Here is a 13,793-nt window from a genome sequence, read left to right as displayed (position 1 = left end):
TTTTGTCGCTTATTCAGGGCAGCTAAAAACGTGTTCGTCCATCAAATCGACGCCACATTCCAGTGTTTCAATCCAGTCTAAGAATTGATTCACCTGTTCTTTGCCCACAAATGGCGTACCGTGTTGCGGCACAATCATTTCAACGTCCATGGTGCGTACCATATTCACCCAGAGGCGAATCACTTTATTGGAACACATATAGCGCTGATGGAAGCCTTTCATCGCAGGAATATGCGCAGCAAAATCAGTCAATGGAATTGAAGCATCTTCCACCATTGACGCACCCATATCACCAGAAAATAAAATTTTGGCGATAGGATCATAAAACTGGAAATTACCAACAGAGTGTAAGAAATGCGCAGGCACAGCAATAATTTTAGACTCGCCCAAAGGAATTGCCTGACCTTCATCTGGCAGTTCCACCAAACGATCTAACCAGTTACCTTTCATACGGTCGCTCATAAAAGATGAGCTTAAGTGCGGCAAGAAACGCGCCCACAATTTTGATGCTACGATTTTTGCTTCGGTATAGACCAACCAACGCGGCATTGAAGTGATGATGTCTGGGTCTTGGTGCGATGCCATGACATAGTCAAGATTGGTCAAACGGGTATATTTGTTTAATTCCATGGTCAGTGGTACATAGGTCAGGTCGCCACCCGGGTCTAGCACTGCGGCACGGTTATTATCAATGATCAGAAATTGGTTGGCCTGAACACCTTCACCTTTGACCAAACTGGTAAAACTAATACATTTATGTGTCCCATTATCAAATAAGACCTGCGATGTTGTACGGTCAAATGCCATAACCAATCCCCAATTTTTTCATTTTAAAAATAGATTTTCTATCATTGAATAACATATAGCTATTTATGGAAAGTTACAATAAATAAAATGGCTCAGATTATCTGAAATATCAGTGAATTGCAGTACCATTCACATAAATAAATCCCGAGCAGTTTGCTCAGGATTTATGCATTTTAATGAATAATTTAGAATAAATAATGTTGCGCCAAAGTCGACACACCAATAATTAGGAAAATCAGTGCACCAATTTTATGAATTAAAGCAATAGGCAATCGGGTCGCTAATTTATTGCCAATAAATACCGCAGGTGCATTGGCCAGCATCATGCCTAATGTCGTACCCAGCATGACCCAGAAAATGCTGTCATAACGTGCCGCCAAAGCCACCGTGGCAATTTGGGTTTTGTCGCCAATTTCTGCCAAAAAGAACAGCACAAAGGTTGCACCAAACACACCATATTTTTGCCATTTGTTGATGCTTTCGGTTTCATCGTCCAACTGGTCTGGAATCAGCATCCAGATGGCCATTGCAATAAAGCCTAAAGATAAAATCCACAACAAGACTTCTGGGCTGAGTACGGTGGTAATCCACTGCCCTAACACTGCAGAAAGACCATGGTTAATCAGTGTTGCCAATAAAATGGCAACTAAAATAGGGGCAGGTTTACGAAAGCGGGCTGCGAGTAATAACGCCAGTAACTGGGTTTTATCACCCATTTCAGCTAAAGCGACAATGGCAGTCGAGATGAGGAATTCATACATGATGTTTTTCTCTGGCTAGCACACATACCAATGACCTATCCCTCCTGCTAGCCAAAATCTGCAGAGTGATAAATCAAAGGTCTTGCCAACAAAAGAAAGCTTGAAAAAGCAGACTTGGTTCTTTGCTATGATGACCATGTTCTGTGGAACAAATATGTTGACCATCACCTTTTTACTTGATGCGGTTTAAACCCCGTAAGTAAAAAGCGGCTACTCCCCAATGAAGTAAGCCTATTCTAAACGGAATAGTGTGCTTAAGCAAATGCTGTGCTGACATCAAAGCGAATAAAAATAAGTCACAAAAAACCCTGCCATAGCAGGGTTTTAAGTAAATTTTTTGACTTGATTTAGAGCAGTAAACTCCGAATATCAGCCAACAACTGAGTCAGTTTATGGGTAAAACGTGCTGCATCAGCACCGTTGATGACACGATGGTCATACGACAATGACAATGGCAACATCAAACGTGGATCAAAACCTTCACCATTCCAGACAGGCTGCATGGTCGCTGGGGAAATACCCAAAATTGCGACCTGCGGCCAGTTCACCAACGGGGTAAATGCTGTCCCGCCAATCGAACCTAAACTGGTAATGGTAAAGTTTGCACCTTGTAAATCTTTTGGTGACAATTTCTTATCACGCGCTTTTTGACTAAGTTCACCCAGTTCAATTGCAATTTGTTTAATCGATTTTTGATCTGGATGACGCAGTACAGGTACAGTCAGGCCATCAGGTGTTGCAACCGCAATACCCATGTGAATTTCTTTACGCAACAGTACCGACTTTTGATCATCTGCCAAATGCGCAGCGAAATACGGTTCAGCTTTAAGCAAGTGCGCCACCGCTTTGGCAATGAACGCCAAAATGGTCAGACTGACACCTTCTTTTTTAAAGTTACCTTTCAATTCACCACGCCATGCTTCCAGCTCAGTAATGTCGGCCAAATCAAATTGTGTGACTTGTGGAATGTAATTGTTTAATGACAATTGCGGAATCGACACTTGTTGCAAACGTGTCAATGCATGCTCTTCCACACCACCAAAAGCGCTAAAGTCTGGCAGTTTTGGCAGACCTGCCACTTGCGCAGTAGTGGCAACTGGCGCAGCTTGCGGTGCAGTGAGGCGCGCTTTGACATAAGCTTTCAAGTCTTCTTTCATAACCCGCGCATGTGGGCCAGTGGCTTTGACATCGGCCAAGACCACCCCTAACTCACGCGCCAGTTTACGTACCGCAGGGCCTGCATAGACTTTTGCATTGGCTTCGTTTTGTGCTTTGCTGAGCTTGTCCGCATTTGCAGGTTCAACTTTCAGCTCTGCTTGAGCCGTTTTTACTGTAGCAGGTGCTGGACTTGCAGTCACAGAGGCTGTAGATGTCTGACTTGTAGAAGCGGTTGCTGTGCTTTGCGTGGTGATACTCACCAAAGCATTGCCCTGTGTAACACTTTGTCCCAATTCCACATGAATGGCTTGAATGACCCCTGCAGTTGTACTAGGGACTTCCACTGTGGCTTTATCTGACTCCACCACAATCAGACTTTGATCTGCACTGACCGTATCACCGACTTGTACTAAAATTTCTGCGACCGTGGCTTTATCTACACCTAAATCAGGTACAGATACATCTACCTGAGCAGATGCTGTTTGTGATGGTTTAGATGAAGTTGAAGCTTCTTCTGTTACCATTTCTGCTTTTGGCGCTTGCGCTGGCTGTACTTGTGTCGCTGCAGTAGTAGCTACTGTTTTCACAGTGAGAATCACCACACCTTCTTTTACGGTATCACCCGTATTGATTTGGATAGCGGTAACTGTACCCGACACCGTACTCGGCACTTCTACTGTGGCTTTATCTGATTCCACCACAATCAGGCTTTGATCTACCTCAATGGCATCACCCACTTGTACCAAAATTTCACCAACCACCGCTTTTTCCACGCCAATGTCAGGCACTTGCACATCAACTTCTTGCGTGGTTGCAGATGCAGCTGTGCTTGGCGCTTCAGTAGCAACTTGTTCCGTTAGCTCCTCAGCAGTCTGTACTTCAGCTTGTGGGGCAGGTTCTGCAACTACAGAGCTTTGTGCATCGGCTTCGAGTTCAACCAAAACTGCACCTTCGGCAACTTCATCACCCTGCTGCACTAAAATACTTTTGACTACCCCTGCGGCAGTGCTAGGTACTTCCACTGAGGCTTTGTCAGATTCCAGTAAAACAATGCTGTCATCAACTGCAATTGTGTCGCCAACTTTGACCAGAATTTCAGCAACTGTGGCTTTATCGACACCAATATCAGGCGTTTGAATTTGCATGATCAGTGCTCCTCTTTGTAGTCAGCAACAGCTTGTACTTCAGGAACCGCTTGCGGTGCCCACGCTACAGGACGGTCGGTATCCAACTCAAAGGTCGAAATCGCATCTTTGACTAAACGCGCATCGACTTCGCCCTCATCTGCTAACTTTTTCAAGGTTGCTACCACAATGTGTGCTGCATCCACACCAAAGTAGCTACGCAAGTTGCCACGGGTATCTGAGCGGCCATATCCATCTGTACCTAAAGCAACGAATGGACGGTTGTCTGGCAAGTAACCACGAATCTGTTCGCTATACGCACGTACATGGTCGGTTGCAGAAACTACAATACCATCTGTACCTCGCAGTTGTTGCGACACCCATGGCTCTTTGCTTTCTTCTGCCAGTGGATGCAAGCGGTTGTATTCTTCACACGCCATACCATCACGTGCCAATTCGTTAAAACTGGTCACACTGTAGACGTTGGCATGAATTTGATACTCTTCACGCAAGATTTTCGCAGCTTTGATCACTTCACGTAAAATCACGCCCGAACCTAGCAATTGAACAGTGGCTTTTTCATCTTCCTGCAGTAAATACATACCACGTTTAATACCTTCTTCAACACCTTGTGGCATTTCAGGATGCTCGTAGTTTTCGTTCATAACGGTTAAGTAATAGAACACACGCTCCTGATTCACATACATACGCTGCAAACCATCATGCACAATCACCGCAAGCTCATAGCCAAAACATGGGTCATAAGACACACAGTTTGGAATGGTGTTGGCTAAAATATGTGAATGACCATCTTGGTGTTGCAAGCCTTCACCATTCAGTGTGGTACGCCCTGCAGTCGCTCCTAACAAGAAGCCTTGAGCCTGTGCATCGCCCGCAGCCCATGCAATATCACCAATACGCTGGAAACCAAACATAGAGTAATACATATACATTGGAATCATAGGCAGGTTATTGGTTGAATAACTGGTGCCTAACGCCGCCCAAGCACTCATCGCACCCGCTTCGTTAATCCCTTCTTGCAGCATGTGACCGTCTTTGGCTTCACGATAATGCATTAACTGTTCTTGGTCTTCAGGGGTATATTTTTGCCCATGTGCGGCATAAATACCCAACTGGCGGAACATCCCTTCTAAACCGAAAGTACGTGCTTCATCAGGAACGATTGGCACCACACGGTCTTTAATGGCTTTTTCTTTCAGCAAAGCAGAAATTAAACGCACCATCACCATAGTGGTCGATTGTTCTTTGCCACCTGAACCTGCCAAGACTGAATCGAAAACTGATAATTCAGGAATTTGTAAAGCTTCGCTGTCTTTACGACGCGCAGGCAAATAACCACCCAACGCTTCGCGACGCGCTTTCATATATTTCAATTCAGGCGAATTTTCACTTGGACGATAGAACGGCACTTCTTCAAGTTGCTCATCGCTAAATGGCAAGTTGAAGCGGTCACGTACATATTTTAAAGAATCCAACTGCATTTTTTTGATTTGGTGGGTTTTGTTCACCGCTTCAATTTCATCAGACAAACCATAACCTTTGACAGTTTTGGCTAAAATGACCGTTGGCTGACCTTTGGCCTTACATGCTTCAGCATACGCCGCAAATACTTTGTACGGATCGTGACCACCACGGTTCAGGTTATCAATATCTTCATCGCTTAAATCTTTGACCAATTCTTTGGCTTCAGGATATTTACCAAAGAATTTCTCACGAGCGTATGCACCACCTTTCACTTGCAAGCGCTGATAATCACCATCCACCGCTTCTTCCATAATGGCTCTTAATGCACCTGTGTCGTCTTTGTCTAATAAAGCATCCCAATGACGCCCCCAGACCACTTTAATCACGCGCCAACCTGCGCCACGGAATAACGACTCAAGTTCTTGAATGATTTTACCGTTACCGCGTACAGGGCCATCTAAACGCTGTAAGTTACAGTTCACCACCCAAATCAGGTTATCTAGCTTTTCACGACCTGCCAGTGAAATTGCACCCAAACTTTCTGGCTCATCCATTTCACCATCGCCTAGATATGCCCAGACTTTACGGTCTTCTTCTTTAATCAAACCGCGGTTCATTAAATATTTTTGAATATGTGCCTGATAAATTGACTTGATTGGACCCAGACCCATCGATACCGTTGGGAACTGCCAATAGTCAGGCATTAAATAAGGATGTGGATAGCTAGGTAAACCGTTACCGCCCACTTCACGGCGGAAATTATTTAATTGATCTTCGGTTAAACGCCCTTCTAAAAATGAACGGGCATAAATACCGGGTGCACAGTGACCTTGGTAGTAGATCATATCACCGCCAAAATGATCACTATTGGCACGGAAGAAATGGTTAAAACCAACATCATATAATGTGGCTGAAGATGCGAAACTTGCAAGGTGACCACCTAAATCATCACCTGTTTTATTGGCACGCAATACCATTGCCAACGCATTCCAGCGAATCAGGGCGCGAATACGACGCTCCATATCCTGATCGCCTGGCATGGCAGGTTGTTCTTCCACTGAAATGGTATTGAGGTAAGGAGTATTTAATCGCTGAATGGGTACATGCTTTGCAATTGCACGTTGGTACAGTTTTTCGAGTAAAAATGCTGCCCGTTCAGTACCCATATGTTGTAACACAGCATCAAAGGCGTCTTGCCATTCTTGGGTTTCTTGTGAGTCCGTATCACCGTAAAACGCCATAATTCACTATTCCTAAGCCTAATCGTATGCTTTATATGTATCATAATTTAGACTTTAGTAGATATGGCTAATCTTAAATGCATATCCTGCATACTATTTAGAAAATAAATAGTCATTGACACATTCTTACAGCAAATAACAAAAAACCTCCAATTTAGGCGGTTTTTTATACAATAAAGCAGATACTGCGTGTTATTATTTTTTTAGGTGATAAGTTGATGTCTGAAATGTCTCACTAGATTTCGCTAAAAGCTAAAACGTGAGTATAAAGAAAAGCGACCTTTGCCGCTTTAATTTCATGTTTTAATTTGTAGTTCGCGTGTAGTTTACAGTGAGTGTGGCTAGAGCATGAATTTCTAGCCAAAACATTACGGCAACATTGCTAAATAGGTAGAAGGGTTCTTACGTTGACCATCTTTCACTACTTCATAATGTAAGTGAGGACCTGTACAACGACCTGTACAACCCACGTTGGCAATATGTTCGCCTGCATCTACACGGTCACCCACACGTGCAATTAAACGTGAAGCGTGTGCGTAGCGCGTGATATAACCATTACCGTGGTTAATTTCTACATATTGACCATAACCTGTGCCCCAGCCTGACTTGGTCACAATACCTGGGCCAGTCGCATAAATTGGAGTACCGCTTGGTGCAGCAAGGTCTAAGCCTGAATGGTTTTCAGCACGACCACTCATGACACGACCGCCATAGTTCGAGCTAATACGTGCATTTGGTAATGGATGTGACACTAACCAAGCATAAGGATTTGAAGAAGCAAAACGGGTGCTGGTATTGGTACCGTATTTTTTTGCTAAAGACGCATTGTTTAATTCTGTAGTCTTTTCACGAAGCTTAACGGTCATCTGCGTTTGTGCAGGAACATCAATGTCTTGTGTTTCTGTATAAGAACCTTGTGACAAGGTGCGGGTTAATTGCTCAATACGATCAGTCGATGAATTTTGAGAATCTAACTCAACTAAATCAGCAAATGCGACAGATGCTGCCGAAGCTGCCAGTGAAAACGCTAATAAAATACGGCGCGAATGCATAAAAAAACCTCTTAACTGTTCTTACTTGAAGTTCCTTGTGATCTCTTCCTTGATATCTACTGAAAGGAGCGCATAAGATTAGGGCATAAACATGAAGGAATGATGTATGTCCGAACCTGTGAATCTCTTTCAACAAACAAGAAAACACATAAAAACAGGAAACCTAACGTTTCTCTCAACCCAAGTTGCTGCATGGCAGAAACTTGGCAAACTTATTCAACCTTTACTGCCGCAACCAGAGCAATGGCAGGTGGTTTGTTATCAACAAGGTGTCTTAACCATTACTGGAACGAATCAAGCGATGGTCAGTCAACTTGCTTATTTGCAAAAGCAATACATTACTCAACTGTCACAACTGCATGAACTGAAAGACATACAAAAAATTCAAGTTCGTTTAAGAGTTGAATCTCAAACGCCCCCAAAAAGCGAAAAGCCTTTAAGAACACTTAGTCCAGAAACTCAAGATATGTTACGAGGTGCTGCTGACTTTGTGAGCGACCCTAAGCTTAGCCAAGCTTTGTTACGTTTGGCAAGCAATAAAAAATAATTGTTTGCAGAAAACACCAAAAACTCGTGCTCAAATTTGTGATGAAATTCACATATTATTGTTGTTACATTATAACGTAGTAAGAAAAGACAATGACTTATGTCACATGCACAAAAGTGATCGGGCAAGAATTTATGTCATCAAATGTTACAATTTCATAACTGCTTGGATCGCTCTGAACATTGCGTAATAACTGATTATTTAAGGCATGTCCTGATTTATAACCATCAAACTTGGCAATAATTTGATGTCCAAGCAAGTACAAATCCCCCACAGCATCTAAAATTTTATGCCGTACAAACTCGTCCGAGAAGCGCAAACCTTCTTCATTAACCACGCCTGTATCATCTACCCCAATGGCATTATCTAAACTCGCACCCAAAGCCAAATTATTGGCTTTTAAATAGTCCAAATCTTTCATAAAGCCAAAAGTACGTGCGCCACTGACTTCATAGACAAAGGTTTCTGTAGAAAAATCGATGGTGGCAGACTGATATTCTTTTTTAAAGGCAGGATGATCAAAGTCGATGGTGAAATTGAGCTGAAAACCTTCATGCGGACTGAACACCGCACGTTTATCGTCAATTAAAGCTTCTACAGGTTTTAAAATTTTGATGAACTTTTTCGCAGCATCCTGTTCTTTTAAACCACCCTGCATCAACAAATAAATAAAAGGCCCTGCACTGCCGTCCATAATGGGCACTTCAGAGGCAGACACTTCAATAATCAAGTTATCAATGCCCAACCCTGCAATTGCACTCATAACATGCTCAATAGTGCCAACTTTGGCATTATCCTGAACCAAATTCGAGCACATAAATGCTTCTTGAATCAGCATGGCATCGGCTGGAATATCGACAGGCGGATTTAAATCGATACGACGAAACACAATTCCCCCATCGGCATGATGCGGCACAAAGTTGATCAATACTTTTTGACCACTGTGCAGACCAATACCGCTCGCCTTGACGACACGTTGTAGGGTACGTTGTTTCAGCATGTTCTCAATTCATCTAAATTTTAAAACCGCTATACGTTAGCATATTTAGCCATTGATAAAAAACAAAAAAGGCAGTTTAAAACTGCCTTTTCCCGATCACACAATGAAATTGAGGATCTTGGCTTATTTACGCTGCTGATTTTTCAAATAGTCTTGAATACTCATTGGCGTTGGACGCGCAGAGCCTGATGTTGTTGTCGCACTAATTGCAGGCGCAGTTTCTGCCTGCTGACGCTGAATTGCAGGCACATCATCTTCTTCTACTGCCGCTGTTGGTGCTGCAGAAGTGGTTTGTGTAACGGTGCGTTTTGCAGGCTCTGGTGTATCGCCTGTGTTACGCGCTAAACCAGTAGCAATAACAGTCACGCTAATTTCGTCACGCGCTTCAGGATCAAATACCGTACCGTAGAATACTTGGGTTTGTTCGGTATCTGAAAGTTGATGAATCACGTCCATGATCTCTTCGATTTCACCGAAGGTCACATCATCACCACCCGTTACGTTAATCAACAAGCCTTTGGCATTGGCAATGGTTACGCTATCGAGCAATGGGCTACGAATCGCTTGTTCAGCCGCTTGACGCGCACGGTTTTCACCACGACCTGAACCAACACCCATCATCGCATAACCGCGCGTACTCATCGCAGTTTTCAAGTCAGCAAAGTCTAGGTTGATGTGACCTGGACGTACCACCAAATCAAAAATACTGCGTACACCGTTCAACAAAACGTCATCGGCTTTTTTATACGCATCTTTCATTGAAATGTCGCGGTAAACTTTCATTAAACGCTGGTTTGGAATAATGATTAAAGAGTCTACATGCTGTTCTAATGCCGCAATCCCTTTTTCCGCAGAAAGTAAGCGACGCTTACCCTCAAAGTTAAATGGCGTAGTCACCACACCAACAGTCAAAATGCCCATTTCTTTGGCAATTTCAGCCACAACTGGCGCAGCACCTGTACCTGTACCACCGCCCATCCCTGCAGTCACAAACACCATGTCTGTGCCTTCAAGTTGCTGACAGATCAGCTCGCGGCTTTCTTCCGCTGCAGTTTGACCCACTTGAGGATCACCGCCCGCGCCTAAACCACGTGTGCTTTGCTCACCTAGCTGGATTTTGAATTGCGAATTCATGCGATCCAATGCTTGTTTGTCCGTATTGGCACAAACAAATTTTACACCCTGAATATCCGACTCAAGCATGTGCTGCACAGCGTTACCACCTGCACCACCCACACCAAACACAGTGAAACGGGCTTGACCGTTGCTATCGGTTTGATCATCTATAAATTCAAATGAGGCCATGACCTTTAGATTTCCTAATACGTTATTGGCAGTCACTTAAGCCCGTATACTGCCTTGATCTTCATAAAAATTATTTTTAAGAATGCTGTTCAACTTCTGGCTTGTCAAGTACCAGTGATGATCCGTACAACTTCCTAACAATATTCCCAAAAAACTCAACTAAAAAATAGATTTTAACTTTTCGTTCAAGCCAGACCATGCCCGTCCGACACGCCCCCAAACCGATAAGGTTTCAGGGTCTTCATGTTCTACAATCGTGTCTTGAGTATAGTTTTGACTATAAAGCAATAAGCCTGAAGCTGTTGCATATTGTGAACGGCGTAAGGCGGCCTGATGCGGTTCATCGGCATAAACTTGTGAAGGATGATTCCCCAAGTGTGCCGAAACACCCAACATACGACGTACCAAGCTGATCATGCCTTCAATTTGTGAGGCATCACCCGCCAAAACCACACCATGATATAAACCATGAATGGCACCGCTCTTTTCGAGTTCCTGACGAATTTGTGCAAAAATTTCTTCATAACGCGCAATAATAATTTCCGCCAGTTCAATACGGCTAATGGTTTGCGGCCCATCAATGCCCTGAATCTGAATCATGTGATCAGGTTTGACCACTTTCATATCTACACAGCCATACAATAGCTTAATCCGTTCAGCTTCTTCAGTTGTGGTTTGTAACACCGCTGCAATATCGCGGGTGACATGCTCACCACCACGCTGCAAAGTGTGTGCCAAGGCCAAACGTCCATCTAAATAAACTGCAATACTGGTCGTACCTGCGCCAATATCTACCAGACACACACCGTATTCTTTTTCATCTTTAAGCAGACTGGCTTCTGCAGTGGCTAAATTTGACACCACCATTTTTTCGACACCAATATTGGCACCTTTTAAAGCACGGTCTAAATTCTGCATGGTGCTAATAGGCAACATCATCAATTGATAATGCCCCGTCATGCTATGTGCTGACATACGAATTGGGTTTTGTACCCATTCACCCGAATCATCTAAATCGAAACCGAGTGGTACTGCGCTCACCAAATAATGGTCTGAGGTGAGGTGACTGGCTTTGGCCAAGTCCAATGCGCGTACCACTTCACTGGTGGTAATGGTGTGATCACTACTTTCAATAGGTGTGCGACCTGAAGCATAAAAGCTTTTTAGCTCTGCACTAGGAATAGAAATCCATGCCGAATGCACACGGCATTCCGCCATATCTTCTGCTTCTTGCACGGCATTTTTAATTGCAGTAATCACTTTATCGAGACTGACAATTTTTCCTTTACTCATGCCTCGATTACGTGCGGTGGCCATACCAATGACTTGGATATTGTCTGGCGCATGGACCTTAGCAATCAAAACTGAAACTTTGTGCGTCCCAATGTCAATCGCAACAACCGAGGGAACAGCTTCACTCATTTATTCACTACCATTACCAGTATGTTTAATTTATGGCTTAATGCCTCTATTTTTTTAAAGCCCAATATTATGGCTTTGCTCTTATTCCCTCTGCAATGCTTGTGTCATCAATCGTTACAACAAAGTGACCATTTGCAATTTTTGGCGGAATTGAGTTTTTCCATTGAATGGCTAAACCATTGCGATAACGCAAATCGATGGCGGATATTTTAGACCATACAGGTTTCAAATCACTTTGTGCAAGATGCCCCAAGCGCTGCAGCTTACTCATGGTTTGATCTTTATCTACAATAACACGTAGACCTGAATCAAACTGCATAAACCACGTCATACGTTCTGTTAAATATAGTTCTTTTAAACGATCGTTGACGGGTAAGAATAATTGGTTAATTTCATTATAACGACGCATCATCATTTTAGATTGATGCGTTGGCCCGTGTAATAACGGTAAATGTTGATTATTTTGTGGCGTGACCTCGGTAAAGACTTCACCGCTGTCACTGAGCAAACGACCTGTCCCCCAACGTGCAATTGGATGACGCGGCATAACCCGCACACGAATAGCATTCGGCCACGCACGTGAAACCACCACTCGATCTACCCAAGACAACTCCAAAGCGGTATCGCGGATTTGCTCTAGGTCAGAGGTGAAATAGTTCTTGGTCATTACAGGGTTCACATGCGTCATCACTTGGCGGTGTTCCGCATCTGAACGTGTACCCACTACATCTAGCTTGGCAATTTGTGCATCGGTCATGACTTTGTATAGCCCGTACGCACCCACTGCCAACACGAGCACCGCAACGCACAGCATTACCCAACCGCCAAAATGAATCAGCTTTTCTTTGGCTGTTGGCGGTTTGTCATGAATCGAGGTAATCGCTGCCCGTTTACGGCGCAAGGATGCAGGAAGTTGAGCCATATTTAGTGTGCTTCACCTGTAAGGGTTTGTGCCAAAATTGCCACACACAGCTCATCAAAACTATAGCCGACTGCATTTGCCGCTTTCGGAACTAAAGAGTGGCTGGTCATTCCCGGCACGGTATTCACTTCCAATAGCCAGAAATTGCCGTTCTCATCTTGCATGGCATCAATACGACCCCAGCCACTTGCACCCACGGCTTGGAAGGCACGTAATGCCAAAGCTTGTAACTGTTGCTCTTCGGCAATGCTTAAACCACACGGAATACCGTATTGCACATCATTACGTTGATATTTGGCTTCATAATCATAGAACGCCACATCTTTCGGTGGTTCTAAACGAATAATCGGTAAAGCCTGACCATTTAACAGCACGATGGTAAATTCACGTCCTGTAATCCATTTTTCAGCCATAACAATAGCGTCATGTGCAGTTGCTTTCGCTACAGCATCGGCAAAGTCTTCTACTTTTTCGACTTTGCTCATGCCAATACTTGAACCTTCATGTACAGGCTTGATGATGAGTGGTAAACCCAATTCGACAACCACGTCTTCAATATTGGAATCTTTGCTAACAATACGATATGGCGCAGTTGGCAAGTCAGAACCTTGCCAAATTTGCTTGGTCTTCACTTTGTCCATGCCAATGGCTGAACCTTGCACGCCCGTACCCGTGTATGGAATATTCAACCATTCCAAAACACCTTGAATTTGACCATCTTCACCACCGCGCCCGTGTAACACAATAAAGGCACGATCATAATTGACCAATTCGGTCACGCTACGTGTTTGTGGATCAAATGCTTCTGCATTGACCCCAGAACGTAGCAGTGCTTCGAGTACTGCTTGACCGCTGTCTAGAGAAACCTCACGCTCAGCAGATTTTCCACCCAATAACACGGCAACTTTGCCGAACTTTGAAGCATTTGACACGTTTATATCCTTAAACTTTAAACTGGTCGATCAAATT

At 43.8% G+C, this 13,793-nt stretch carries 11 protein-coding genes and 1 riboswitch; of the genes, 1 reads left to right on the top strand and 10 read right to left on the bottom strand.

All coding sequences use genetic code 11. From position 1 onward, the window contains the following. Window positions 1-9: 9 nt before the first annotated feature. From FTU66_RS07295 to FTU66_RS07275, 5 genes are all read right to left on the bottom strand, one after another. Window positions 10-807: an MBL fold metallo-hydrolase gene (locus FTU66_RS07295; protein ID WP_004974253.1), complete on the bottom strand. Its 798-nt coding sequence runs from the start codon at window positions 805-807 to the stop codon at window positions 10-12. A 185-nt stretch (window positions 808-992) separates the two neighbouring features. Next, a complete protein-coding gene (locus FTU66_RS07290) occupies window positions 993-1,568 on the bottom strand; it encodes a TMEM165/GDT1 family protein (protein ID WP_180112546.1) in 576 nt (191 codons plus the stop codon). 72 nt (window positions 1,569-1,640) lie between these two features. After that, window positions 1,641-1,799: riboswitch (yybP-ykoY riboswitch) on the bottom strand. A 116-nt stretch (window positions 1,800-1,915) separates the two neighbouring features. Further along, a complete protein-coding gene (locus FTU66_RS07285) occupies window positions 1,916-3,871 on the bottom strand; it encodes a 2-oxo acid dehydrogenase subunit E2 (protein ID WP_180112545.1) in 1,956 nt (651 codons plus the stop codon). Between the two features lie 2 nt (window positions 3,872-3,873). Continuing rightward, entirely contained in the window at window positions 3,874-6,576 is a 2,703-nt protein-coding gene (aceE, locus tag FTU66_RS07280) for a pyruvate dehydrogenase (acetyl-transferring), homodimeric type (RefSeq protein ID WP_180112544.1), read from the bottom strand. 368 nt (window positions 6,577-6,944) lie between these two features. Further along, a complete protein-coding gene (locus FTU66_RS07275) occupies window positions 6,945-7,628 on the bottom strand; it encodes a M23 family metallopeptidase (protein WP_004974246.1) in 684 nt (227 codons plus the stop codon). Window positions 7,629-7,734: 106 nt separating this feature from the next. Here FTU66_RS07275 and FTU66_RS07270 point away from each other — a divergent pair, with 106 nt between their 5' ends. Further along, window positions 7,735-8,175, top strand: a complete 441-nt coding sequence (locus tag FTU66_RS07270; RefSeq protein WP_004974242.1) for a DciA family protein — start codon at window positions 7,735-7,737, stop codon at window positions 8,173-8,175. A gap of 97 nt (window positions 8,176-8,272) precedes the next feature. Here the strand turns inward: FTU66_RS07270 and lpxC are convergent, their stop codons facing one another. From lpxC to FTU66_RS07245, 5 genes are all read right to left on the bottom strand, one after another. Then, window positions 8,273-9,175: a UDP-3-O-acyl-N-acetylglucosamine deacetylase gene (lpxC, locus tag FTU66_RS07265; RefSeq protein WP_004974240.1), complete on the bottom strand. Its 903-nt coding sequence runs from the start codon at window positions 9,173-9,175 to the stop codon at window positions 8,273-8,275. Window positions 9,176-9,298: 123 nt separating this feature from the next. Then, complete coding sequence (gene ftsZ, locus FTU66_RS07260; protein WP_004974238.1) at window positions 9,299-10,480, bottom strand: cell division protein FtsZ; 1,182 nt, start codon at window positions 10,478-10,480, stop codon at window positions 9,299-9,301. A 159-nt stretch (window positions 10,481-10,639) separates the two neighbouring features. Beyond that, complete coding sequence (gene ftsA / locus FTU66_RS07255; RefSeq protein WP_004974236.1) at window positions 10,640-11,902, bottom strand: cell division protein FtsA; 1,263 nt, start codon at window positions 11,900-11,902, stop codon at window positions 10,640-10,642. Window positions 11,903-11,969: 67 nt separating this feature from the next. Further along, a complete protein-coding gene (locus tag FTU66_RS07250; protein WP_004974235.1) occupies window positions 11,970-12,824 on the bottom strand; it encodes a cell division protein FtsQ/DivIB in 855 nt (284 codons plus the stop codon). Window positions 12,825-12,826: 2 nt separating this feature from the next. After that, window positions 12,827-13,756 (bottom strand): D-alanine--D-alanine ligase, encoded by a 930-nt coding sequence (locus FTU66_RS07245; RefSeq protein ID WP_180112543.1) that lies wholly within the window; start codon window positions 13,754-13,756, stop codon window positions 12,827-12,829. Window positions 13,757-13,793 lie beyond the last annotated feature (37 nt).

It is taken from the genome of Acinetobacter sp. YH12131 (assembly GCF_013418635.1).
GTDB classification, from domain to species: domain Bacteria; phylum Pseudomonadota; class Gammaproteobacteria; order Pseudomonadales; family Moraxellaceae; genus Acinetobacter; species Acinetobacter towneri.
Note: the sequence above shows the minus strand (reverse complement) of the source record. Positions and strands in the feature narration are given on the sequence as shown.